Genomic DNA, 21,698 nt, shown 5'->3' on the forward strand with positions numbered 1-21,698 from the left:
GAAAAACGGGGCATCACGCCCCGTTTTTATTTCCACGCCCGATTTTTTATCGCGGATAAATCGCGCCCAGCACGCGCTCGCCCGCCGCGCCCGTCACGGTCGGCAGGTTGCCCGGCTCGCGCGCCGTGCAGCGCATCGCTAGCCACGCGAAGGCGAGCGGCTCCACCTGCTGCGGTGGCACGCCCAGCGCCTCGGTCGTCGTGACCGGCACGCCCGCCACGCCGCCCGTCTCCAGCGCCTTTTGCAGCGCCCCCATTAACGCCTTGTTGCGCGCGCCGCCGCCGCACACATAAACCGCACGGCAGTCCCCCGCATGACGCTCGATTTCGCGCGCGACGCTCACCGCCGTGAGCGCGACGAGCGTGGCCTGCACGTCGGCGGGCGTGAGCGCTTCGAAGCCCTTGAGCTTTTCGTCGAGCCATTGCGCGTGGAAGAGGTCGCGCCCCGTGCTCTTGGGCGGCTGCTGCTCGAAAAACGGTTCGTCGAGCAGTACGTTCAGCAGTGGCTGATGCAGATTGCCGCTCGCCGCGAACTGGCCGTTCTCGTCGTAAGGCTTGCCCAGATGCCGCTCGGCCCACAAGTCGAGCAGGGCGTTGGCCGGGCCGCAATCGAAGCCGCGCACCGCGCCCGTCGCCGAGAGGATCGTGATGTTGCTGATGCCGCCGAGATTGCAGACGACGCGCGTTTCCTCGTGCGAGCCGAATAGCGTCGCGTGAAACGCCGGCACGAGCGGCGCGCCCTGGCCGCCCGAGGCGACGTCGCGGCTGCGGAAATCGGCGATCACGTCGATGTGCGCCAGCTCCGCCAGCAGCGCGGGATTCTGGATCTGCACCGTGAAGCCCTTTTCGGGCCGATGGCGGATGGTCTGGCCGTGAGCGCCGATGGCGCGCACTTCGGCGGCGGAGAGATTGCCGGCGCGCAGCAGCTCGTGGCAGCAGACCGCATAGCGCGCCGTGAGCGCGTTGCCCGCGAGCGACGCGCGCTCGATTTCGTTCTCGCCGGGCTGCTGGAGCGAAAAGAGCGCTTCGCGCAGGCCCTGCGCGAAGCCCACGAAGGCCTCGGCCAGCACCACCGGCCGCTTGCCGTGCTCGAAGCGAACGGCGATGCCGTCCACGCCGTCCATGCTGGTGCCCGACATCAGGCCGAAATACACGCCGTCGGCCGGGTGTGCGCTGTCTTTGCGTGCGTCGCGTGGCGCCACGGTGGTGCTCCTTTCATGAGTGCGGAGATGGTTTCTGACGGTGATTATCGGGGCAATGGCCATTCAGCGTAAGCCGTTGGGCTAGTTGTGGCGTATCTCCTGAAATGGGACGCTTGAGCGGTTACTTGCGGCTTGCGGCCAGGCGGCGCGGGATGTGAGCGAGATCAATCGAAGCGCTGGAGCCGGTTGACCGTGACTGCATTCGTTTGTATAGTGAAACTATACGCTATACGGAAAGACATCCCGCGTTCTCCTGGTTGCAAGGCAGTTCATCGTCGATTCGCTTTGTCTGGGGAACCATGATCAAGTCGTGGAAGCACAAAGGCCTGCGGGATTTCTTCCTCAATGGCAACAAGGCGGGCATCCGCCCCGATCACGTGCCGCGTCTGCGGCGCCAACTGGCGCGGCTCGATGCGGCCCAGTCGCCGCAAGACATGAACGTTGCGGGTTGGCGCTGCCACGCATTGGCAGGCAGTCTCGGCGGCCACCATGCTGTCAGCGTCAACGGGCACTGGCGGCTGACCTTCACGTTCGAGGACTGCGACGCCGTGCTCGTCGATTACCGTGACTATCACTGAGGTACGCGCAAGATGAAGGACACCATCCGCATGCACAATCCGCCGCATCCTGGCGAGACACTACGCGAGGACATACTCCCGGAACTGGGCCTGACCGTGACCGAGGCCGCCGCGCAGCTCGGTGTTACGCGCGCCGCGCTCTCGCGCGTGCTCAACGCCCGGGCCGGCATTTCGCCGGAAATGGCGCTGCGCCTCGAACAATGGCTCGGCGTGGAAAACGGCGGACGTGCCGATCTCTGGCTCGCACTGCAGGCGGCCTACGACCTCTGGCAGGTTCGCTCGAAGGGCGCACCGCGCGTCGAGCGCGCGATCGCCCGCTCGTGAGCGGCGCCGGCTCGTCTCTTTCATCTTTTTTGTCTCTTTGCAGCACCACCAGGCTTGTTCGGAGCCGAAGCCCGATACGGACCGCGGCCGCACGAGGCCGCAGCGAACGATCCCTGTTCACCCGCAAACTTCGGCCTCACGAGTCGAATCACGTAAAATCGCGGTCTAGACCCAACGAACCGATCGAAGCATGAGCACCGAGTCCACCTCAAGCAACGGCGCCAACAGCGGCGCCAAAGACGCTTTTCCGGTCACCGACGAAGTCCGTCACGCGCTCGCCGTCACGAAGCGCGGCGTCGACGAACTGCTGATCGAAGAAGAATTCGAGCAGAAGCTCGCCCGCAGCGCCGCCACTGGCAAGCCGCTGCGCATCAAGCTTGGCCTCGATCCGACCGCGCCCGACATCCACATCGGCCACACGGTCGTGCTCAACAAGATGCGCCAGCTCCAGGATCTCGGCCACACCGTGATCTTCCTGATCGGCGACTTCACCTCGCTGATCGGCGACCCGTCGGGCCGCAACGCCACGCGTCCGCCGCTCACGCGCGAGCAGATCGAGTCGAACGCCAAGACCTATTTCGAGCAGGCCGCGCTCGTGCTCGACCGCGAGAAGACTGAGATCCGCTACAACAGCGAATGGTCGATGCCGCTCGGTGCCGACGGCATGATCAAGCTCGCGTCGCGCTACACGGTCGCGCGCATTCTGGAGCGCGAGGACTTCACCAAGCGCTTCCAGGGCGGCGTGCCGATCTCGATCCACGAATTCCTCTACCCGCTGATGCAGGGCTACGATTCGGTCGCGCTCAACGCGGACCTGGAGCTCGGCGGCACGGACCAGAAGTTCAATCTGCTCGTGGGCCGCGAGCTGCAGAAGCAGTACGGCCAGGAGCAGCAGTGCATTCTCACGATGCCGCTGCTCGAAGGCCTCGACGGCGTCGAGAAGATGTCGAAGTCGAAGAACAACTACATCGGCATCAGCGAGAAACCCAACGACATGTTCGGCAAGCTCATGAGCATTTCGGACACGCTGATGTGGCGTTATTTCACGCTGCTCTCGTTCCGTCCGATGGACGAAATCGAGGGTTTCAAGCGCGAAATCGAAGCGGGCCGCAACCCGCGCGACTTCAAGGTGCTGCTCGCGCAGGAAATCGTCGCGCGCTTTCATTCGCAGGGCGACGCCGAGCGCGCACTCGAAGACTTCAATCATCGCGCGAAGGGCGGCGTGCCCGACGACATTCCGTCGGTTACGCTCGCGGGCGCGCCGCTCGCCATCGGCCAGTTGCTCAAGCAGGCGGGGCTCGTGCCGTCCACGAGCGAGGCGCTGCGCAATATCGAGCAGGGGGGCGTGAAGATCGACGGCGCGACCGTGTCCGACAAGGGCCTGAAGGTCGAGCCGGGCGAGTTCGTCGTGCAGGTCGGCAAGCGCCGCTTCGCGCGCGTGACGCTCACCGCGTGATGGCGATGCGCGTTTTTGCAGGCCTCGGCGCGGGGCATGGGTGCGCATTGAAGGAGCGCACGCGATGATCGCGCTGATTCAACGCGTGCGCCGCGCGGAAGTGCGCGTCGCCGATGGTCAAACTGAGCGTGTGACCGGCGCGATCGGCCAGGGGCTGCTCGCGCTCGTTTGCGCGGAGCGCGGCGACAACGAGGCGAACGCCGACAAATTGCTCGCCAGGCTGCTGGGCTACCGCGTGTTCAGCGACGCGGCGGGCAAGATGAATCTGCCCGTGCAGAACATCGACGGCAACGGCACGGCCGGTGGCCTCCTGCTGGTCTCGCAGTTCACCCTCGCCGCCGACACCAACAGCGGCCTGCGCCCGAGCTTCACGCCCGCGGCGCCGCCCGACGAGGGCCGGCGCCTGTTCGACTACTTCGTCGCCGCCGCACGCGAAAAGCACCCGACGGTCGAGACCGGCGAGTTCGGCGCCGACATGCAGGTCTCGCTCGTCAACGACGGACCGGTCACGTTCTGGCTGCAGGTGCGCAACTAATCCATGACGCAGATTCTCTTCATCCGCCACGGCGAAACCGCCTGGAACCGCATCAAGCGCATCCAGGGGCACATCGACATTCCGCTCGCCGGGAGCGGTATCGAGCAGGCCCAATTGCTCGGCGCGCGTTTTGCGCACGAGCGGCAAGCGGGTGCGCGCCTCGACGCGATCTGGTCGAGCGACCTGATGCGCGCGCAACAAACCGCGCAGCCCATTGCGGAAGCGCTCGGGCTGTCGCCTCAACTCACGGAAGGCCTGCGCGAGCGTAACTACGGCGCTTTCCAGGGCCACGACAGCGACGAGATTGCCGATCGCTTTCCCGACGAATACGCGCACTGGCAAACGCGCGACCCCGGCTTCGCCCCGCCAGAGGGCGAGTCGCAGCGCGCGTTCTACCACCGCGTGCTGCACGCGCTGGAGCCGATCCTCGCGAAGCATCCCGACGGGCGCATCGCCTGCGTCGCGCATGGCGGTGTGCTCGATTGCATCTATCGTTTCGCGAACGGTCTCGCGCTCGACGCGCCGCGCGCCTGGCCGCTTCTCAATACGAGCGTGAACGTCGTCGACTTCGAGCGCGACGGCGCGGCGACGCAGGCGCGCGTGCTCGCGTGGGGCGACATCGCGCATCTGCCGAACGCAAGCGCCGACGACAGCCTCAAGCGCACGCCCGAAGCCAGCCGCTGAGCGCCGCGCGGTCCGCGGCGCCGTTCGTCACGCGAGCGGCGCGATTCCCGCATGCAGGGTAAGGCGTGAACGTCAAGTCTCTTACCTGCTACTTTCAATAGCTTTCCAAAGGCCAACCGTAAAACGGGGGCGCCTGATACCATTTGTCCGACCTTTGCGCTTTGCCGCGCCTGGTATCGGCGAGGCCGGGGTTGCATGCGAAAAGCGAAGGGCAGTTTCCAGAACGGCAGTACCAGAACAAACCGCAGGAGATTCTCAATGACGTTCAAGCTTCACAAGCTGTTGCCGGTGAGCGCCGCTGTCGTGGCGTTCGCTGCGGGTTTGGCCACTGTGTCAGCCAATGCTTGCGCCGACCAGGTCGTCAAGATCGGTCACGTGGGTCCGCTCACGGGCGGCTCGGCCCACCTCGGCAAGGACAACGAAAACGGCGCGCGCCTCGCCATCGAAGAGATCAACGCGAAGGGCCTCACGATCGACGGCCAGAAGGTCACGCTCGCGCTCGACGCCCAGGACGACGCGGCCGACCCGCGCCAGGCCACCCAGGTCGCGCAAAAGCTCGTCGACGACAAGGTCGTGGCCGTGATCGGCCATTTGAACTCGGGTGCGTCGATTCCCGCCTCGAAGATCTATAGCGACGCGGGCATCGTGCAGATCTCGCCTTCGTCGACGAACCCGGCCTATACGCAGCAGGGCTTCAAAACCACCTATCGCGTGGTGGCGACCGACGCGCAGCAAGGCCCCGCGCTCGCCAACTACGCCTCGAAAAGCCTCAACGTGAAGACCGTTGCCGTGGTCGACGATTCGACCGCCTACGGCCAGGGTCTCGCGAACGAGTTCGAGAAGACCGCGAAGTCGCTCGGCATGAAGGTCGTCTCGCACGATGCGACCAATGACAAGGCCGTGGACTTCCGCGCGATCCTCACCAAGATCAAGGGCGAAAACCCGGACGCGATCATGTACGGCGGCATGGACGCCACCGGCGGCCCGTTCGCCAAGCAGGCGCGTCAGCTCGGCCTGCGCGCGAAGGTGCTGGCCGGCGACGGCGTGTGCACGGAAAGCCTCGCGCAGCTCGCGGGCACGGCGGCCGACAACATCGTCTGCTCGCAGGCTGGCATGGCGCTCGAGCGCATGGACGGCGGCGCGGCGTTCTCGGCGAAGTATCAGAAGCGCTTTGGCCATCCGGTCGAATTCGATGCGCCGTTCACCTACGACGCGGTGTACATCGTCGTCGATGCGATGAAGCGCGCAAACTCGACCGACCACGCGAAGGTCCTCGCGCAGATCCCGGGCACCGATTACAAGGGGGTGATCGGCGAGACCGTGTTCGATTCGAAGGGCGATCTGAAGCATGGCGTGATCTCGCTCTACGACTACAAGGCGGCCAAGAAGACGCTGCTCGACGTGGTGAAGATGTAAGAAGCGCTATCTCGCGTTTCTGATGAGCGGCCAGTCTGCGCAAGCAGCCTGGCCGTTTTTTATTGCCGCGGGGAAGGGCCGTCTCAGGGCGCGGGCGGGGCCGCCGCGCGCCGGCGCGCGCGCTTCGAGACGCCGTTGACGAGCGCCCAGCGCAGCACGGGCGCGACCGCGCGCATGCCCGCCTGCACCACCGCGCGGCGCGCGAGCGCGAAGCGCTCGAAGCCGAGCATCCGCTGGGCGAACGGCGGCAGCAGATCGATGCCCGCGTGGCGCATCAGTGCGCCCGCGGGGCGCATCGCCGGGCGGGGCACGGGCGCGTCCATCAGCACGCGCACGACCTCGCGCGTGCGCTCGCTCGCGACGAGCTCGGGCTGCATCGCTTCCAGATACGCGGCGACTTCGGCGCGCGAGCACGGCACCTCGGTTGCGCCCAGCAACTGCGCGATGCGTGCGACTTCGGCGTAGTACTGGTCCTGCGCTTCGCCGGGCAGCGCGGGATTCACGTAGCGCAGATAGGCGGCGAGAAAGCTCGATACCTCGGCCACGTGCACCCACGTGAGCAGCGCGGGATCGCTCGCGCGATAGGCGCGGCCATCGGGCGCGGTGCCCGTCACCGCGAGGTGGATGGTCTTCACGCGCTCGATGAGCGCGAGCGCGTCGGCGCGGCTGCCGTAGGTCGTGCCGGCGATGAAAGTCGCGGTGCGGCGCAGGCGGCCGAGAATGTCGATGCGAAACGTCGAGTGGTCCCACACGCCCGCGAGCGCGAGCGGGTGCAAGGCTTGCAGGAGCAGCGCGCTGATGCCGCCCGCCATCATCCCGGCGAAATCGGCATGCACTTTCCAGCAGATGGCGTCGGGGCCGAACAGGCCGGGGTCGCCCGGCGGCGACGAGTAGTCGAGCCGCGGGCCGCTGCCCGTGGTGAGATGCGTGACGTTTTCGGCGAGCGTCATGCGCAGGCGCTGCGCGATCTGGCCGACGAGGCCAGTCGGCTCGGGAGCGTTGGGCGGACGGCCGGCGTGATCGGACATCGTGCTCTCTCGCTCTCGTCGTGCCTTGCCGCGCCTTACGACGCGTTCGGGTCCCAGTCGCCGCCGGCCGAGGCGTCGTCGGGCACGGTGAGGCCGAAGTGGCGGTAAGTCATTTGCGTGGCCACGCGTCCGCGCGGCGTGCGCTGCAGGAAGCCTTGCTGGATCAGATACGGCTCCAGCACGTCTTCGATCGTGTCGCGCTCTTCGCCGATGGCTGCCGCGAGGTTGTCCACGCCCACCGGGCCGCCGTCGAACTTGTGCAGGATCGCTTCGAGCAGCTTGCGGTCCATCAGGTCGAAGCCCACGGGGTCGACGTCGAGCATCTTGAGCGCGGCGTCGGCGACTTGCGCGGTGATCGAGCCGTCGGCCTTCACTTCGGCGTAGTCGCGCACGCGGCGCAGCAGGCGGTTGGCGATACGCGGCGTGCCGCGCGAGCGGCGCGCGATTTCGAGGGCGCCGTCAGGGTGAATATGCGCGCCGAGCAGCGCCGCCGAGCGCTGCACGATGCGCGAGAGCTCGCTCGCGTTGTAGAACTCGAGCCGCGAGACGATGCCGAAGCGGTCGCGCAGCGGATTCGTGAGCATGCCCGCGCGCGTGGTCGCGCCGACGAGCGTGAACGGCTGCAGGTCGAGCTTCACGCTGCGCGCGGCCGGCCCTTCGCCGATCATGATGTCGATCTGATAGTCCTCGAGCGCCGGATACAGGATTTCCTCGACGACCGGCGAGAGCCGGTGAATTTCGTCGATGAACAGCACGTCGTTGGCTTCGAGATTGGTGAGCAGCGCCGCGAGATCGCCCGCGCGTTCGAGCACGGGGCCCGAGGTCTGCCGCAGATTGACCCCCATTTCGCGCGCGATGATGTGCGCGAGCGTGGTCTTGCCAAGGCCGGGCGGCCCGAACAGCAGCACGTGGTCGAGCGGTTCCGAGCGGCGCCTGGCGGCCTCGATGAAGATTTCGAGCTGGCCGCGGATCTTTTCCTGGCCGACGTATTCGTCGAGCTGGCGCGGGCGCAGGGCGCGCTCGAACGCTTCCTCGTTGGACGAGGCCGGCGTGGCGGCGATCACGCGATTCGTGCTGGCGCGCTCAGCGGCGAGTTTGTCGGTTTCGATCATGGAGCGATTGTACCGCGCGATATGTGCGCAGGCGGGGCGGTTCTCCGTGGCGTCCCAGCCGTGCAACTAACAGCCGGGACATGGCACGGCTCGTCGCCTTATGTCGTCGCTTAGGCCTTCGACAACGTCTTCAGCGCGAGCTTGATGCCTTCGGAGACGCCCGTGCCGGCCGGCACGCTCTTGATCGCGGCGAGCGCTTCCTTCTCCGAATAGCCGAGCGCGAGCAGCGCGTTGAGAATGTCGTTCGCGTGGTCCGAAGGCGAGGCTGCCGCGGCCATCGCGCCGAGATCGGCGCCGAGCTTGCCCTTGAGTTCGAGCAGCAGACGCTCGGCGGTCTTCTTGCCGATGCCGGGCACGCGCGTGAGGCGCGCCGAATCCTGCAGCGTAATGGCCTTCGAGAGATCGGACACGCTCATGCCCGACAGAATCGCCAGCGCCATGCGCGCGCCGATGCCAGTGATCTTGAGCAGTTCGCGAAACGTCGCGCGCTCCTCGAGGGTGCCGAAGCCGAACAGCAGATGCGCGTCTTCGCGCACGATCATCTGCGTGAGCAGCACGACTTTTTCGCCGGTGCCGGGCAGGTTGTAGAACGTGCTCATCGGCACGTCGACTTCGTAGCCGACGCCGTTGCAGTCGATGAGCAGGTGCGGCGGGTTCTTTTCCAGCAATACGCCGGCAATGCGACCGATCATGGCGGGTTCAGTGGTGAGGGAAAGGGCAGAGTGTAGCGGAGCGCGCGGGGCCGTGGCGTGCTTGCCGGGCGTGTTGGCTTTTTGGCCAGGGGCGTCGGCGGCTCAGATAATCCGCCGAGGGTCGCCGCCGCGAAGTCAGCGGTGAAGCAGGCCGCGCCGGGTCGTGCAACGTGCAGCGAGCAATAATCAGCCGATCAAGCGTCCGCGCCGCACGCGCATGCCCTTCTTCGCGAGCGCGGGCGCGATGCCGCCGAGCGTCGCGAGCGTGTCGCCGCTGTGCGCATGGCAGATCGCCATGCCGAGCGCGTCGGCGGCATCGGTGCCCGGCGTGCCCGTGAGGGCGAGAAGGCGCACGACCATCTGCTGCATCTGCTCCTTGGTCGCGCGGCCATAGCCCACCACGGCCTGCTTCAGTTGCAGCGCCGTGTATTCGGCCACCGGCACGCCGCCCGAGACGAGCCCGCAGATTGCTGCGCCGCGCGCCTGGCCGAGCAGCAGCGTCGACTGCGGATTGACGTTGACGAAGACCTTTTCGATCGCGGCCTGATCGGGCGCGTGCTGGCGGATCAGCGTGGAGACGCCTTCGAAGATGGTGCCGAGGCGCGTGGGCAGATCGGCATCGGCGGTGCGGATGACGCCGCTCGCGACATACGTGAGCTGATGGCCGTGACGCTCGATCACGCCGAAGCCGGTGACGCGCAAGCCGGGGTCGATGCCGAGAATTCTCATGAAATGCGGGGAAAGCGGGGTGTGCGTGGGATGGTACAACGAACGGCATGGATGCCGCGAGCCTTGACGGCATGCGGGAGCGCCACGCAGCACAAAGAAAAAACCCGCAAGACGCGAGGTCTGGCGGGTTTCTGGCAGTGTCGGCGCGCAGCACGCGCCGGGCCGATCAGTGACGGAAGTGGCGGATGCCCGTCATCACCATGGCGATGTTGTGCTCGTCGGCGGCGGCGATCACTTCGTCGTCGCGCATCGAGCCGCCCGGCTGGATCACGCAGGTCGCACCCGCGTTGACCACCACGTCGAGGCCGTCACGGAACGGGAAGAACGCATCCGACGCCACAGCCGTGCCCGCGAGCTTGAGGCCCGCGTTTTCGGCCTTGATGCTGGCGATGCGCGCCGAGTCCACGCGGCTCATCTGGCCCGCGCCCACGCCCATCGTCATGCCGTTCGCGCAGAACACGATCGCGTTGGACTTCACGAACTTCGCGACGCGCCAGGCGAACAGCAGGTCGTCCATTTCCTTCGGCGTCGGGTGGCGCTTCGTGACCACGCGCAGCTCGTGCGGCTGCACGTTCTTCGCGTCGAGCGACTGCACGAGCAGGCCGCCGCCCACACGCTTCAGATCGAACGCGTTATGGCCGTCGCCCAGGGCGATTTCGAGCAGACGCACGTTCTGCTTCGCTGCGAACACGGTCTTGGCAGCTTCCGAGAACGACGGCGCGATCAGCACTTCGACGAACTGCTTCGAGACGGCTTGCGCCGCCGCTTCGTCCACTTCGCGGTTGAACGCGATGATGCCGCCGAACGCCGAGGTCGGATCGGTCTGGAACGCCTTCGAGTAGGCTTCGTGCGCATTCGCGCCGACTGCCACGCCACACGGATTCGCGTGCTTGATGATCACGCAGGCCGGCGCGTCGAAGGTCTTCACGCATTCCCATGCCGCATCGGAGTCGGCGATGTTGTTGTACGAGAGCTCCTTGCCCTGGATCTGCGTGTAGTTCGCGAGCGCGCCGGCGGGCGTCGTGAGGTCGCGGTAGAACGCGGCGCTCTGGTGCGGGTTCTCGCCGTAGCGCAGGTCCTGGACCTTGTCGAACGCGAGGTTCAGCACGGCCGGATAGGTGTTGCGCGACTTGTGCTCGAGCGCTTCGGTGAGGCTCGTGAGGTAGTTCGTGATCGCGCCGTCGTACTGCGCCGTGTGTGAGAACACCTTGGTCGCGAGGCGAAAGTTGGTGGCGTAGCTCACGGTGTTGCCGTTCGCGCGCATCTCTTCCAGCACCTTCGCGTAGTCGGCGGGATCGACCACGACGGTCACGTCGCGATGGTTTTTCGCCGCCGAGCGCAGCATGGTCGGGCCGCCGATGTCGATGTTCTCGATCGCGTCTTCGAGCGAGCACTCTTCCTTCGAGATCGTCTGCACGAACGGGTAGAGGTTCACGACCAGCAGGTCGATCGTCGGGATGCCGTGCTTGTCGAGCGCGGCCATGTGCTCGGGCAGGTCGCGGCGCGCGAGGATGCCGCCGTGGACCTTCGGGTGCAGCGTCTTCACGCGCCCATCGAGCATTTCCGGGAAGCCGGTGTAGTCGGCCACTTCGGTGACGGGAAGGCCCGCGTCCGCGAGCAGTTTCGCGGTGCCGCCGGTCGACAGGATCTTGACGCCGAGGTCCGACAGCGATTTCGCGAAATCGACGATACCGGCCTTGTCGGAAACGGAGATGAGCGCTTGCTTGATCATGATGGGGGAGAAGTTGCCGAGGGATCGAGGAGTCCGCGCCTGAAGTCCAGTACCGCCGGGACGTGCACCGACGGTCGTTACAGCGGGCCGTTACAGCAGGCCGTGCTGCTGGAGCTTCTTGCGCAGCGTGTTGCGGTTGATGCCGAGATACTCGGCGGCCAGCGACTGATTGCCGCCTGCCTGCTCGAGCACCACCTCGAGCATCGGTTTTTCGACGCACGCCATCACCATTTCATAGACGTCGTGCGGATTGCTGCCGTCGAGATCCTGGAAATAATTGCCCAGACTCTCTCGGACGGATTGTTCGATGTTGTGCTTGCTCATGCTGCCAGTCGATCGGTGGGTTCGCGCTCGCCGTCTGCACCGTTGTCCTCATCGACGTAGACGAGGCGCTCGGAAACGGCCTTCTGCTCGTCGAAGAACTGGTTGACGGCGGCGAGCTGTTCGCGTGTGGTGTCCAGCGTGTTCATGCGATGCCGGAACGCGTTGGCGCCACAAAGGCCGCGAGTGTACCAGCCGATATGCTTGCGCGCAGTACGCACGCCCGTAAACTCGCCATAAAACGCGTAGTGGTCCTCCAGATGCTCGTTCATGATCGTCTGGATTTCGTCGACGCGCGGAGGCGGCAGCAGCTCGCCCGTGGCGAGGAAATGCGCGATCTCGCGAAAGAGCCACGGACGGCCCTGCGCCGCGCGGCCGATCATGATGGCGTCGGCGCCCGTGAACGCGAGCACGTCGCGCGCCTTCTGCGGCTTCGTGATGTCGCCGTTCGCGACCACCGGAATGCGCGCGGCGGCTTTCACCGCGGCAATCGTTTCGTACTCCGCTTCGCCGTGATAGAGGTCGGCGCGCGTGCGTCCGTGCATGGTGAGCATGGCAATGCCGCTGTCTTCGGCGATGCGCGCGATGGTGAGCGCGTTGCGGTGCTCGCGGTCCCAGCCCGTGCGGATCTTGAGCGTGACGGGCACGGCGTCGGGGCCGACGCCCACGGCGTCCACCACGGCCTTCACGATGCGCGCGACGAGCGGCTCGTTTTGCAGCAGCGCGGAGCCGGCCGCCACGTTGCAGACCTTCTTGGCCGGGCAGCCCATGTTGATGTCGATGATCTGCGCGCCGTTCGCGACGTTATAGCGCGCTGCTTCGGCCATCATCTCGGGGTCGGCGCCGGCGATCTGCACGGCGATCGGCTCGACCTCGCCCGCGTGGTTGGCGCGGCGTAGGGTCTTTTCGCTTTTCCAGAGCTGCGCGTTGGACGCGACCATCTCCGAAACCGCGTAGCCCGCGCCGAGGCGCTTGCACAACTGGCGGAACGGCCGGTCCGTGACGCCCGCCATGGGGGCGACGAACAGGTTATTGCGCAGGGTGTGACGGCCAATTGTGAACATGATGCGCGGACGAAAGCGGCGCCGCGCCCGGCTAGCTTCGACGGGCATCGAAGGCGTTGGCGCGGCTGCGGCTCGAAAAGGGGAAACGCATATTTTAGCTTAAGCGAGATGAGGGGTCTCGGCTTGCGGACCCTGGTGTGCTTTCCATAAATATTTCGGGGGTGCACACGCGTCGTGTCCCCAAATATAGTCGCGCCCCTTTTTTGTGCCTGTAATCGGCGTCGATGCGAACTCACTGCAAAGGCGGCTTACTAACTATGAGTTTGCCAGTCCTCGACCCGCAATTCATCCACGCGTGCGAATTCACGAACGTTGTGCGTTACCAGCACCAGTTGCCGGGCACGTGCCTGCCCTGCGATCAGAGCATCGTATGGGCCGATTGGCGTACCGACGGCCGCAAGCTGTGCACGGATCTCGCCTGCGTGTTGCGCGTCTTCTGCGTCGAATGTAACGACTTCGAACTGCAGGGCCGCAAGGCGCGCCAAATTTTCTGCTGGGCGCTGGCTTTTGTACGCGCCGTAATAGAGTTCATGCGCGACGATCGATGGCAAACCGAAGTCGGTCGGCAGGTGCTCGCGCAGTCGCGCGAGCACCGACGAGTCGCCCTTGAGGACGGCAATCACGGCGTTTGTGTCCAGCAGGTATTTCATTCGAACAGATCCAGTCCGGGTCGGGCCTGTTCGGCGGGCTGAGTCGTGGCGGCGGTCTCGAAGTCGGCATCGACCGGACCGATCAGCGGCGTCAGCCAAGCCCAGTTCTGCGGCACGGGCTCAAGAATTACGGCGGTGCCATGCCGGCGAATCCGGACTTCGTCGGAATCGAAGCGGAATTCTTTCGGAAGCCGGACTGCTTGGGAGCCACCGTGTTTGAAGATCTTGGCAATATCCATCGGCACCTCCTAAATGTATCTACAAAGAATAGATATTTTAGCGCGGATTACGAAAGTGCGGGACGACTGGCGAAATGCTGGTACGAACTGGATCAATCAATTGCGCTGCCCGAACATCATCTGCCGCGCGAGCGCCGACTTGAGCGGCGGCGCGAATTCCAGCGCCGTGAGCGCGAGCCCGCGCAGCGTCGCGAGCGGCGCGAAGTCGATGGTGAACAGGCGCGCGAGCGTGTCGGTCGCGCCGATCGTCATGCGGCGGTCGAGGGCGCGGCGGCCCGCGAAGTCGGCGAGCGCGATCGGCGTGGCGCCGTGCTGCGCGAGGGCGTCGGCGAGCGCATGCGCGTCGCGCAGCCCGAGGTTCAGCCCTTGGCCCGCAACCGGATGCAGCGTTTGCGCCGCGTTGCCCACGGCCGCGATGCGGCTATGGCCCGAGACCAGCGTGTCGAGTGCGTTCAGGCCGAGCGGAAATGCCGCGCGGCCGTGAATCTGCGTGAAGCGGCCCATCCGGGCGCCGAAGGCCGCGCCGAGCTCGGCGAGGAAATCGGCGTCGGAAAGCTGGGCGCGGCGTTCGGCCTCGACCGGCGCCGAGCACCAGACGAGCGCGTAGTCGGCGCCGCGCACGCCGCCCATCGGCAACAGGGCGATCGGGCCTTCTTCCGTGAAGCGCTCCCAGGCCACGTGCGGTTGCGGCGCCGAGACCGTCACCACGCCGACGAGCGCGGTCTGGCCGTAGTCGCGGGTGCGCTTGGGGGTTTGATGCGATGTCGCGCTCTTGCGCGTGCCTGTTGCCGTGCTTGCCGCGTCGGCTTCGCTCGAAGCCTCGACGGGTGCGCCGCGGCTCGCTCCGTCCGCACGCTCGCCTGCATCCGCCGCGGCTTCGTCCCGGTTTTCGTCCTCGGCTGCGTCGTGATTTTCGTCCTGGCGCGGCGCCCCGTGCCCGGTCTGCGCCCGATAGAGCCCGCCTTCCGCGTTCACGAGAATGCGCGCGCGCAGCGTGCGCGCGACGCCGGCGCTTTGCACGGGCAGCGTGACGCCGTCGTGCTCGACCACGGGCTCGTGCGCGTGCGTGTGATGCAGCCAGTGCACGCGCGTGCCGCGCACCGCGTGCGCGAGCGACTGCACGATCGCGCCATAGCGCGCGACATAGCCGAGCGCGGGCAGGTCGTAGTCGTGCCGGTCGATGAGCGTGCGGCCGAAGTGGCCGCGCTGCGAGACGTGGATGCGCTCGATGGGCGTCGCGTCCTGCGGCCACGCGAGCGCTTGCAGCAGCGTGCGGCTGCCCTGTGAGACGGCGATGGCGCGCGGGTCGCCGGCGTTGTCCTCGGGCTCGCGCGCGTCGACGAGCGCGACCGAGAGCGACGCCGTCGCGCTGCGCCGCGCGAGCCAGCCCGCGAGCGCGAGCCCGACCGGTCCCGCCCCGACGATGATGACGTCATATTCGTTGGGCGCGTGGCCGGTCCGGCTTGCTGGGTTCACTGCATTCATGTCGCTGCGTTCAGTTCAGATCGTTGGCTTTTTGCTGCGCGTCTGTGCGCGTAGCGGGCGCGTGCCGCGTACCTCACGCGCGTCGCCCGCATCGCTCACGCGCCCTGGCGCGCGTCCTGCATCAGCGCCTCGATTTCGTCGGCGGCCACGGGCACGTCGCGCGTGATCAGCTCGCAGCCCGTGTCGGTGACGATGGCGTCGTCTTCGATACGGATGCCGATGTCCCAGTAGCGCTCGGGCACGTCTTCGGCGGCGCGCACGTAGAGGCCCGGCTCGATCGTGAGCGTCATGCCGGGCCGCAGCGTGCGCCACGGCGGCGCGGCGATGGCGCCCGACGCAGCGGCGCCCGATGCCTTCGCCGCGTTCACCGGGCTCGCGCCCTGGAGGGCGCCGCTGGCTTGTGCACCGCGCTCGCGATAATCGCCCGCGTCGTGCACGTCCATGCCGAGCCAATGCCCGGTGCGGTGCATGTAAAAGCGCGCATAGGCGCGCTCGGCGATCACATCGTCGACGCTCGCGAAGCGCTGCCTGTCCACGATGCCCGTGTCGAGCAGCCCTTGCGCCAGCACGCGCACCGCGGCCTCGTGCGGCGCCTCGAAGTTCACGCCCGCGCGCGTGGCGTCGATGGCGGCCTGCTGCGCCGCGAGCACGATCTCGTAAAGCTCGCGCTGCGCGCTCGTGTAGCGGCCGCTCGCGGGAAAGGTGCGCGTGATATCGGAGGCATAGCCGTTCAGCTCGCACGCGGCGTCGATCAGGATCAGGTCGCCTTCGCGCACCACCGCGTTGCCGGCCGGGTAGTGCAGCACGCAGGCGTTCGCGCCCGTCGCGACGATCGAGCCGTAAGCGGGCGCCTGGGCGCCGTGCTTGCGGAACGTGTAGAGCAGCTCGGCTTCGATCTCGTACTCGCGCATGCCGGGGCGGCACGCCTGCATGGCGCGCACGTGCGCGAGCGCCGAGATCTTCGCGGCGTGGCGCATGGTGTCGAGCTCGTGAGCGTCCTTGACGATGCGCATGTCGTCGAGCAGCGGCACGAGGTCGTACGCGGCGCTCGGCGCGGCGACGCCGCTGCGCGATTGCGCGCGCACGGCGTCGATCCAGCGCTTCACTTGCGCGTCGAAACGCTCGTTGGCCGCTAGCGCGTAGTGCAGCGCCGGCCGGTCGGTGATGAGGCGCGGCAGCTGGCTGTCGATCTCGTCGACGGGAAACGCGGCGTCGAAGCCGAATGCCTCGCGCGAGCTGTCGGGCCCGAAACGGAAGCCTTCCCACGTTTCGCGTTCGACGTTCTTCGCGCGGCAGAACAGGATCGCGGCGGGCTGGTTCTCGCCCGCGCTCGCGTCGAGCACGAGCAGCGCCTCGGGCTCGGTGAAGCCGGTGAGATAGTAGAAGTAGCTGTCGTGCCGATACGGATATTCGGCGTCGCGGTTGCGCAGCGCCTCGGGCGCGGTGGGCACCAGCGCCACGCCGCCGCCTTTCGCGCGCAAGGCGGCCAGCACGCGTTCGCGGCGCGCGCGGTACAGCGCGGCGCCGCCGTCGGGGCCGCGCGGCGCATCGGCTGCGGCGCGCGAGGCGGCCGAGGCGCTTTCCGTGAGGGTCGTGTCCATCGTGCGATTGTAGCGCCTGTGTAGAACCCGCATCGGCCGCGCAACTTCCGTGTGCGCGGCGCAACCCTGCTCGCGCAAGGCGTCGCGCGTGGCTGGCGCAACCCGGTTTCAGGTCCATCGGGGCCATCGGGGCGGCGCGGCTGTTGCATCGAGCCGACATCGCGGATCGGACAAATCGGCTACCAGGGCGGGCGACCCGTCAGAATTTGCTCATTCCAACGTATACTTCCGCCGGATTCCAGAAAAGGCAGGTGCGATGAAACTTATCGGTTCGCTCGGCAGCCCGTATGTCCGCAAGGCGCGGATCATGCTCGCCGAAAAGAAAATCGACTACAAGCTGGTGCTTGAAAACGTGTGGGGCGCCGAGACGGCAATCCACGATTTCAACCCGCTCGGCAAGGTGCCGTGTCTCGTGATGGAGGACGGCGAAGCCGTGTTCGACTCGCGCGTGATCTGCGAATACGTGGACATGCTCTCGCCGGTCGGCAAGCTGATTCCGCAGGGCGGGCGCGAGCGCGTGGAGGTGCGGTGCTGGGAGGCGCTCGCCGACGGCATGCTCGACGCCGCCGTGCTGATCCGCGTGGAAGGCACGCAGCGCGAGCCCGAGCAGCGCTGCGAGGCGTGGGTCGCGCGTCAGGAGCGCAAGATTCGCGAAGGGCTGAACGCGATGGCCAAGGGCCTCGCGGGCAATGCGTGGTGCGCGGGCAACCGCTACACGCTCGCCGACATCGCGGTGGGCTGCGCGCTCGGCTATCTCGACTTCCGCATGCCGGAGCTCGACTGGCGCGAGCCGCATCCCAATCTCGCGAGGCACTTCGAGAAGCTCGTGCAGCGGCCGTCGTTCGCGGATACGGTTCCGCAGGCGTAATTAACGACCACGGCCGCGGGCGGCACTATCGCCCGCATGAGCACGTAAAAAAGCGCGCAACGATTTGCGCGCTTTTTTTGCGCCGCCGCCAGGCGTCGGCCCGGTTTCAGGCTCAGCGGCGGCAAGCGGCGCGCGACACAAAAGCATCGCGCGCATCGCCATCAAACCATCAGACGATCTTCTGCGCATCGGGCGCGAACGAATCGCTGCGCGCGACCGGCCACCACTTCTCATAGAGCTGATAGCGATAGCGCGCTTCGAGCAGATCGCCAGGCTTCAGGTACTTGAGCAGCTCCGACATCAGCTTCACTTCATACGACGAGACGCGGCGCACGATGTGATGCGCGCGCAGATCGGCGGGACTGTCGAGCCCGGCGGCCTGGATCAGCTCCTGCAGCGCATGCAGCGTGTTGCGATGGAAGTTGTAGACGCGCTCGCCCTTGTCGGGCACGTTCAGCGCGCGCTGGCGCACCGGGTCCTGGGTGGCGACGCCCGTCGGGCAGCGGTCCGAATGGCACTTCTGTGCCTGGATGCAGCCCACCGCGAACATGAAGCCGCGCGCCGAGTTGACCCAATCGGCGCCGATCGCGAGCGTCTTGGCGATATCGAACGCGGTGATGATCTTGCCGCTCGCGCCGATCTTGATCTTGTCGCGCAGGCCCGTGCCCACGAGCGTGTTGTGCACGAGCAGCAGGCCTTCCTGGAGCGGCGTGCCGATGTGATCGGTGAACTCGATGGGCGCCGCGCCCGTGCCGCCTTCGGCGCCGTCCACGACGATGAAGTCGGGCAGGATGCCGGTTTCGAGCATGGCCTTGGCGATGCCGAAGAATTCCCACGGATGGCCGATACAGAGCTTGAAGCCGGTAGGCTTGCCGCCCGAGAGCTTGCGCAGCCGATCGACGAATTCGAGCAGGCCGCGCGGCGTGGAGAACTCCGAGTGGCGCGCGGGCGAGACGCAGTCCTGGCCCATCGGAATGCCGCGCGTCTCGGCGATTTCCGGCGTGACCTTCGCCGCGAGCAGCATGCCGCCGTGGCCCGGCTTCGCGCCCTGCGAGAGCTTCACCTCGATCATCTTCACTTGCGGCTCGGCGGCGAGGCGCTGGAACTTGTCGGCGCTGAACGTGCCGTCGTCGTTGCGGCAGCCGAAGTAGCCCGAGGCGATTTCCCAGATGATGTCGCCGCCGTTTTCGCGGTGATACTTCGAGAGCGAGCCTTCGCCGGTGTCGTGCGCGAAGCCGCCTTTCTTCGCGCCCAGGTTGAGCGCGCGGATCGCGTTCGCGGACAGCGCGCCGAAGCTCATCGCCGAGACATTGAAGATCGACATCGAATAGGGCTGCTCGCGATCCGCACCCACCAGCACGCGGAAGTCGCTGCCCGCGAGCTTCGTCGGCGCGAGCGAATGGCTGATCCATTCGTGGCCGACCGCCTTCACGTCGAGCTCGGTGCCGTACGGGCGGCTGTCGACGACGTTCTTCGAGCGCTGATAAACCACGCTGCGCTGCACGAGCGAGAAGGGCTTTTCGTCGGTGTCGTCTTCGACGAAATACTGGCGGATCTCGGGGCGCACGAATTCGAACAGGAAGCGCAGATGGCCCCAGAGCGGATAGTTGCGCAGGATCGCGTGGCGCTGCTGGGTCATGTCCCAGATGCCGAGCGCGACGATGAGCGCGGGCACGATGGCGCACAGCCACGACAGATGATGGAACGCCGCGGCGATCACGCAGGCTGCGAGCAGCAGCACTGCGCACCACATGGCGAGGTAACGTCGGGAAAACATGGGGAACTCCTCGATTGCTTGATTCGCTGCGCGCGGCTCGGTGTGGGCGCCCGGTCGGGGCCGCCAGGGCAGGGCCGCACGCGCCGGCCGCGCCCGGGTAAGGCGCCAGCGTGCCCGAATGATGCCGCAAGTTTGTGAAACTGGCCGGCAAATCGGCAAGAAACTGGAGGGGGAGCAGGCGGGCCCGGCGGCGAGAAAGCCAGGGGAGGCGGCGCGGTATGAGAGATGAGGATTGGGCAGCCGAGGCTCGCATGCCTGGGCACGCGCGCACCGGCAGGACAAACGATGAGCGGCGCAGGACGCGCCGCGCGTGCGAGCTTACGCCTGGCCTTCGGTGGCCGCCGACGCGGCGAATTGCGCGGACTTCTTGCGCGGCGCGCGCTTTTTCTTCGGCGCGACGGGCGGCAGGACCGCGGGTACGTGCGGTTCGAGCGTCGTCACGGTTTCGATGATGCCGCCGCCGAGGCACACGTCGCCGTCGTAGAGCACCGCCGACTGGCCCGGCGTCACGGCCCATTGCGCCGTGGGGAAATGCAGCGCGAACTGGCCCGCATCGATATCGCCCCCGGCGCCTGCGGCCTTGAACGAGCAGGGCGCGTCGGCCTGGCGATAGCGCGTTTTCGCGCCGCACGCGTGACCGTCGGCGGGCGGCTCGCCCGCGACCCAGCTCACGTTGCCCGCGCGCAATTCGTGCGCGAGCAGCCACGGATGATCGTGGCCCTGCACGACGTAGAGCGTATTCGTGCCCATATCCTTGCCCGCGACGAACCACGGGTCGCCGCTGCCGTCCTTGCTGCCGCCAAGTCCTATGCCCTTGCGTTGCCCGAACGTGTAGAACGCGAGGCCGATATGCTCGCCCACGACCTTGCCTTCGGGCGTCATCATCGGGCCGGGCCTGGTCGGCAGATAGCGGTTCAGGAAGTCGCGGAACGGCCGCTCGCCGATGAAACAGATGCCGGTCGAATCTTTCTTCTTCGCGTTCGGCAAGCCGATCTGCTCGGCGATCTCGCGCACTTTGGTCTTCGGAATTTCGCCGAGCGGGAACATCGTCTTCGAAAGCTGCGCCTGGTTCAGGCGATGCAGGAAGTACGACTGATCTTTCGTGTGATCGAGGGCCTTCAGCAGTTCGAAACGTCCATTACTTTCGCGCACGCGCGCGTAGTGGCCCGTGGCGATCGTTTCCGCGCCCAGCGACATCGCGTGGTCGAGGAAGGCCTTGAACTTGATTTCGGCGTTGCAGAGCACGTCGGGGTTCGGCGTGCGGCCCGCCGAATATTCGCGCAGGAACTCCGCGAACACGCGGTCCTTGTACTCGGCGGCGAAGTTGACCGCCTCGACGTCGATGCCGATCAGGTCCGCGACCGACACCACGTCGATCCAGTCCTGGCGCGTCGAGCAGTACTCGCCGTCGTCGTCGTCTTCCCAGTTCTTCATGAAGAGACCGACGACGTCGAACCCCTGCTCCTTGAGCAGCCATGCGGTAACCGACGAATCGACGCCGCCCGACATGCCCACCACGACCTTACGTTTGCTCATTTGTCTGCTGCCTTGTTGCTGCTTTCAACCTTTGGGTCCTGCTTCAGGTTCTGCCCTGGGTCCTGCCTTTGCACGCCGCCTTTGGGGCCGACCGCGTGCGTGCGCACGAAGTCGAGCGGCACGCGTTTGCCCGCGAGGTAATCGTCGACGCACTGCATGACGAGCGGCGTGCGATGACGCTCGCTCGCGGCGCGCAATTCGTCGGCGCTCATCCACAGCGTGCGGACGATGTCGGGATCGAGCGCGCGCGGTTCCGGCTCGCTCGCGACGCTGCCGCAATAAGTGAAGCGCAGATACGTCGTGCCGCTTTCCCCGGGCTTGCCGAAATGCGTCATGTACATGCCGACCAGCGCTTCGGGGGAGAACGCATACGCGGTTTCTTCCAGCGTCTCGCGCACGATGGCCTCATGGAGCGTCTCGCCCGCTTCCAGATGCCCGGCGGGCTGGTTCAGGCGCAAGCCAGCCGGCGTGTGCTCCTCGACGAGCAGAAAACGCCCGTCGCGCTCGACGATCGCCGCCACCGTGACGTGGGGTGTCCAGGTTTCATCATTCATGGGCCGCTATTTTACCGGCACGCGCCTGACGCTGCCGGGGGCCGGATCGCAGGCCCGGCAGCGCGATTCAGATGTTATGCGGAACGCAACGACGGCGCCGCGCAGGGCATCGCCGA

22 protein-coding genes are annotated in these 21,698 nt (G+C 66.7%); 7 read left to right on the forward strand and 15 right to left on the reverse strand.

Annotated features, from left to right (window positions below):
* Positions 1–46 precede the first annotated feature (46 nt).
* Positions 47–1,201 (reverse strand): anhydro-N-acetylmuramic acid kinase, encoded by a 1,155-nt coding sequence (locus U5775_RS13160; protein WP_322058570.1) that lies wholly within the window; start codon positions 1,199–1,201, stop codon positions 47–49.
* A 299-nt stretch (positions 1,202–1,500) separates the two neighbouring features.
* On the opposite strand from U5775_RS13160, the gene U5775_RS13165 reads away from it, so the two are divergent.
* From U5775_RS13165 to U5775_RS13190, 6 genes are all read left to right on the forward strand, one after another.
* Positions 1,501–1,779, forward strand: a complete 279-nt coding sequence (locus U5775_RS13165) for a type II toxin-antitoxin system RelE/ParE family toxin (protein ID WP_322058571.1) — start codon at positions 1,501–1,503, stop codon at positions 1,777–1,779.
* A 12-nt stretch (positions 1,780–1,791) separates the two neighbouring features.
* Entirely contained in the window at positions 1,792–2,103 is a 312-nt protein-coding gene (locus U5775_RS13170) for a HigA family addiction module antitoxin (protein WP_322058572.1), read from the forward strand.
* Positions 2,104–2,293: 190 nt separating this feature from the next.
* Positions 2,294–3,559, forward strand: coding sequence for a tyrosine--tRNA ligase (gene tyrS, locus U5775_RS13175; protein WP_322058573.1), 1,266 nt, complete (start codon positions 2,294–2,296; stop codon positions 3,557–3,559).
* A 64-nt stretch (positions 3,560–3,623) separates the two neighbouring features.
* Positions 3,624–4,094, forward strand: coding sequence for a D-aminoacyl-tRNA deacylase (gene dtd, locus U5775_RS13180; protein ID WP_322058574.1), 471 nt, complete (start codon positions 3,624–3,626; stop codon positions 4,092–4,094).
* Between the two features lie 3 nt (positions 4,095–4,097).
* Positions 4,098–4,778, forward strand: a complete 681-nt coding sequence (locus tag U5775_RS13185) for a histidine phosphatase family protein (protein ID WP_322058575.1) — start codon at positions 4,098–4,100, stop codon at positions 4,776–4,778.
* A 258-nt stretch (positions 4,779–5,036) separates the two neighbouring features.
* Complete coding sequence (locus U5775_RS13190) at positions 5,037–6,194, forward strand: branched-chain amino acid ABC transporter substrate-binding protein (RefSeq protein ID WP_322058576.1); 1,158 nt, start codon at positions 5,037–5,039, stop codon at positions 6,192–6,194.
* An 83-nt stretch (positions 6,195–6,277) separates the two neighbouring features.
* Here U5775_RS13190 and U5775_RS13195 read toward each other — a convergent pair whose 3' ends face one another.
* The 11 genes from U5775_RS13195 to U5775_RS13245 form a co-directional block, all read right to left on the reverse strand.
* Entirely contained in the window at positions 6,278–7,222 is a 945-nt protein-coding gene (locus U5775_RS13195; RefSeq protein WP_415913563.1) for an oxygenase MpaB family protein, read from the reverse strand.
* A 35-nt stretch (positions 7,223–7,257) separates the two neighbouring features.
* The gene (gene ruvB / locus U5775_RS13200; protein WP_322058577.1) at positions 7,258–8,334 is read right to left on the reverse strand and encodes a Holliday junction branch migration DNA helicase RuvB; all 1,077 of its coding nucleotides are present in this window, start codon (positions 8,332–8,334) and stop codon (positions 7,258–7,260) included.
* A 110-nt stretch (positions 8,335–8,444) separates the two neighbouring features.
* Positions 8,445–9,026: a Holliday junction branch migration protein RuvA gene (ruvA, locus tag U5775_RS13205; RefSeq protein ID WP_322058578.1), complete on the reverse strand. Its 582-nt coding sequence runs from the start codon at positions 9,024–9,026 to the stop codon at positions 8,445–8,447.
* 186 nt (positions 9,027–9,212) lie between these two features.
* Entirely contained in the window at positions 9,213–9,755 is a 543-nt protein-coding gene (gene ruvC / locus U5775_RS13210) for a crossover junction endodeoxyribonuclease RuvC (protein WP_322058579.1), read from the reverse strand.
* A gap of 166 nt (positions 9,756–9,921) precedes the next feature.
* Complete coding sequence (gene purH, locus U5775_RS13215; protein WP_322058580.1) at positions 9,922–11,487, reverse strand: bifunctional phosphoribosylaminoimidazolecarboxamide formyltransferase/IMP cyclohydrolase; 1,566 nt, start codon at positions 11,485–11,487, stop codon at positions 9,922–9,924.
* Between the two features lie 90 nt (positions 11,488–11,577).
* Positions 11,578–11,811: a Fis family transcriptional regulator gene (locus tag U5775_RS13220; RefSeq protein ID WP_158948293.1), complete on the reverse strand. Its 234-nt coding sequence runs from the start codon at positions 11,809–11,811 to the stop codon at positions 11,578–11,580.
* Positions 11,808–12,872, reverse strand: a complete 1,065-nt coding sequence (dusB, locus tag U5775_RS13225) for a tRNA dihydrouridine synthase DusB (RefSeq protein ID WP_322058581.1) — start codon at positions 12,870–12,872, stop codon at positions 11,808–11,810. Before dusB ends, U5775_RS13220 begins: the two co-directional genes overlap by 4 nt.
* Positions 12,873–13,123: 251 nt before the next feature.
* Positions 13,124–13,522, reverse strand: a complete 399-nt coding sequence (locus U5775_RS13230) for a type II toxin-antitoxin system VapC family toxin (RefSeq protein WP_322058582.1) — start codon at positions 13,520–13,522, stop codon at positions 13,124–13,126.
* Positions 13,519–13,761, reverse strand: a complete 243-nt coding sequence (locus tag U5775_RS13235; RefSeq protein ID WP_322058583.1) for a type II toxin-antitoxin system VapB family antitoxin — start codon at positions 13,759–13,761, stop codon at positions 13,519–13,521. The genes U5775_RS13230 and U5775_RS13235 overlap by 4 nt, the downstream gene beginning before the upstream one ends.
* Positions 13,762–13,857: 96 nt before the next feature.
* Positions 13,858–15,246, reverse strand: coding sequence for a UbiH/UbiF/VisC/COQ6 family ubiquinone biosynthesis hydroxylase (locus U5775_RS13240; protein WP_322058584.1), 1,389 nt, complete (start codon positions 15,244–15,246; stop codon positions 13,858–13,860).
* A 95-nt stretch (positions 15,247–15,341) separates the two neighbouring features.
* Positions 15,342–16,880: an aminopeptidase P N-terminal domain-containing protein gene (locus U5775_RS13245; RefSeq protein ID WP_415913564.1), complete on the reverse strand. Its 1,539-nt coding sequence runs from the start codon at positions 16,878–16,880 to the stop codon at positions 15,342–15,344.
* A 223-nt stretch (positions 16,881–17,103) separates the two neighbouring features.
* Between U5775_RS13245 and U5775_RS13250 the strand changes: the two genes are divergently transcribed.
* On the forward strand, positions 17,104–17,715 hold the full coding sequence (locus U5775_RS13250) for a glutathione S-transferase C-terminal domain-containing protein (RefSeq protein WP_322058586.1): 612 nt from the start codon (positions 17,104–17,106) through the stop codon (positions 17,713–17,715).
* Between the two features lie 169 nt (positions 17,716–17,884).
* On the opposite strand, the gene U5775_RS13255 is transcribed toward U5775_RS13250, so the two are convergent.
* The 3 genes from U5775_RS13255 to U5775_RS13265 form a co-directional block, all read right to left on the reverse strand.
* Positions 17,885–19,492, reverse strand: coding sequence for an FMN-binding glutamate synthase family protein (locus U5775_RS13255; protein ID WP_322058587.1), 1,608 nt, complete (start codon positions 19,490–19,492; stop codon positions 17,885–17,887).
* A gap of 318 nt (positions 19,493–19,810) precedes the next feature.
* Complete coding sequence (gene mnmA, locus U5775_RS13260) at positions 19,811–21,028, reverse strand: tRNA 2-thiouridine(34) synthase MnmA (RefSeq protein ID WP_322058588.1); 1,218 nt, start codon at positions 21,026–21,028, stop codon at positions 19,811–19,813.
* Entirely contained in the window at positions 21,025–21,582 is a 558-nt protein-coding gene (locus U5775_RS13265; RefSeq protein WP_322058589.1) for an NUDIX hydrolase, read from the reverse strand. Before U5775_RS13265 ends, mnmA begins: the two co-directional genes overlap by 4 nt.
* Between the last annotated feature and the right edge of the window lie 116 nt (positions 21,583–21,698).

It is taken from the genome of Paraburkholderia sp. J63, from assembly GCF_905220245.1.
Classification (GTDB): Bacteria; Pseudomonadota; Gammaproteobacteria; order Burkholderiales; family Burkholderiaceae; genus Paraburkholderia.

Coding starts and splice junctions, on each gene's coding strand:
- purH (WP_322058580.1), bottom strand. CDS start 11,487: ATGATCAAGCAAGCGCTCATCTCCGTTTCCGACAAGGCCGGTATCGTC.
- U5775_RS13240 (WP_322058584.1), bottom strand. CDS start 15,246: ATGAATGCAGTGAACCCAGCAAGCCGGACCGGCCACGCGCCCAACGAA.
- dtd (WP_322058574.1), top strand. CDS start 3,624: ATGATCGCGCTGATTCAACGCGTGCGCCGCGCGGAAGTGCGCGTCGCC.
- U5775_RS13195 (WP_415913563.1), bottom strand. CDS start 7,222: ATGTCCGATCACGCCGGCCGTCCGCCCAACGCTCCCGAGCCGACTGGC.
- mnmA (WP_322058588.1), bottom strand. CDS start 21,028: ATGAGCAAACGTAAGGTCGTGGTGGGCATGTCGGGCGGCGTCGATTCG.
- U5775_RS13265 (WP_322058589.1), bottom strand. CDS start 21,582: ATGAATGATGAAACCTGGACACCCCACGTCACGGTGGCGGCGATCGTC.
- ruvA (WP_322058578.1), bottom strand. CDS start 9,026: ATGATCGGTCGCATTGCCGGCGTATTGCTGGAAAAGAACCCGCCGCAC.
- U5775_RS13255 (WP_322058587.1), bottom strand. CDS start 19,492: ATGTTTTCCCGACGTTACCTCGCCATGTGGTGCGCAGTGCTGCTGCTC.
- U5775_RS13250 (WP_322058586.1), top strand. CDS start 17,104: ATGAAACTTATCGGTTCGCTCGGCAGCCCGTATGTCCGCAAGGCGCGG.
- U5775_RS13235 (WP_322058583.1), bottom strand. CDS start 13,761: ATGGATATTGCCAAGATCTTCAAACACGGTGGCTCCCAAGCAGTCCGG.
- U5775_RS13170 (WP_322058572.1), top strand. CDS start 1,792: ATGAAGGACACCATCCGCATGCACAATCCGCCGCATCCTGGCGAGACA.
- U5775_RS13245 (WP_415913564.1), bottom strand. CDS start 16,880: ATGCGGGTTCTACACAGGCGCTACAATCGCACGATGGACACGACCCTC.
- U5775_RS13190 (WP_322058576.1), top strand. CDS start 5,037: ATGACGTTCAAGCTTCACAAGCTGTTGCCGGTGAGCGCCGCTGTCGTG.
- dusB (WP_322058581.1), bottom strand. CDS start 12,872: ATGTTCACAATTGGCCGTCACACCCTGCGCAATAACCTGTTCGTCGCC.
- ruvB (WP_322058577.1), bottom strand. CDS start 8,334: ATGATCGAAACCGACAAACTCGCCGCTGAGCGCGCCAGCACGAATCGC.
- U5775_RS13220 (WP_158948293.1), bottom strand. CDS start 11,811: ATGAGCAAGCACAACATCGAACAATCCGTCCGAGAGAGTCTGGGCAAT.
- U5775_RS13165 (WP_322058571.1), top strand. CDS start 1,501: ATGATCAAGTCGTGGAAGCACAAAGGCCTGCGGGATTTCTTCCTCAAT.
- tyrS (WP_322058573.1), top strand. CDS start 2,294: ATGAGCACCGAGTCCACCTCAAGCAACGGCGCCAACAGCGGCGCCAAA.
- ruvC (WP_322058579.1), bottom strand. CDS start 9,755: ATGAGAATTCTCGGCATCGACCCCGGCTTGCGCGTCACCGGCTTCGGC.
- U5775_RS13185 (WP_322058575.1), top strand. CDS start 4,098: ATGACGCAGATTCTCTTCATCCGCCACGGCGAAACCGCCTGGAACCGC.
- U5775_RS13230 (WP_322058582.1), bottom strand. CDS start 13,522: ATGAAATACCTGCTGGACACAAACGCCGTGATTGCCGTCCTCAAGGGC.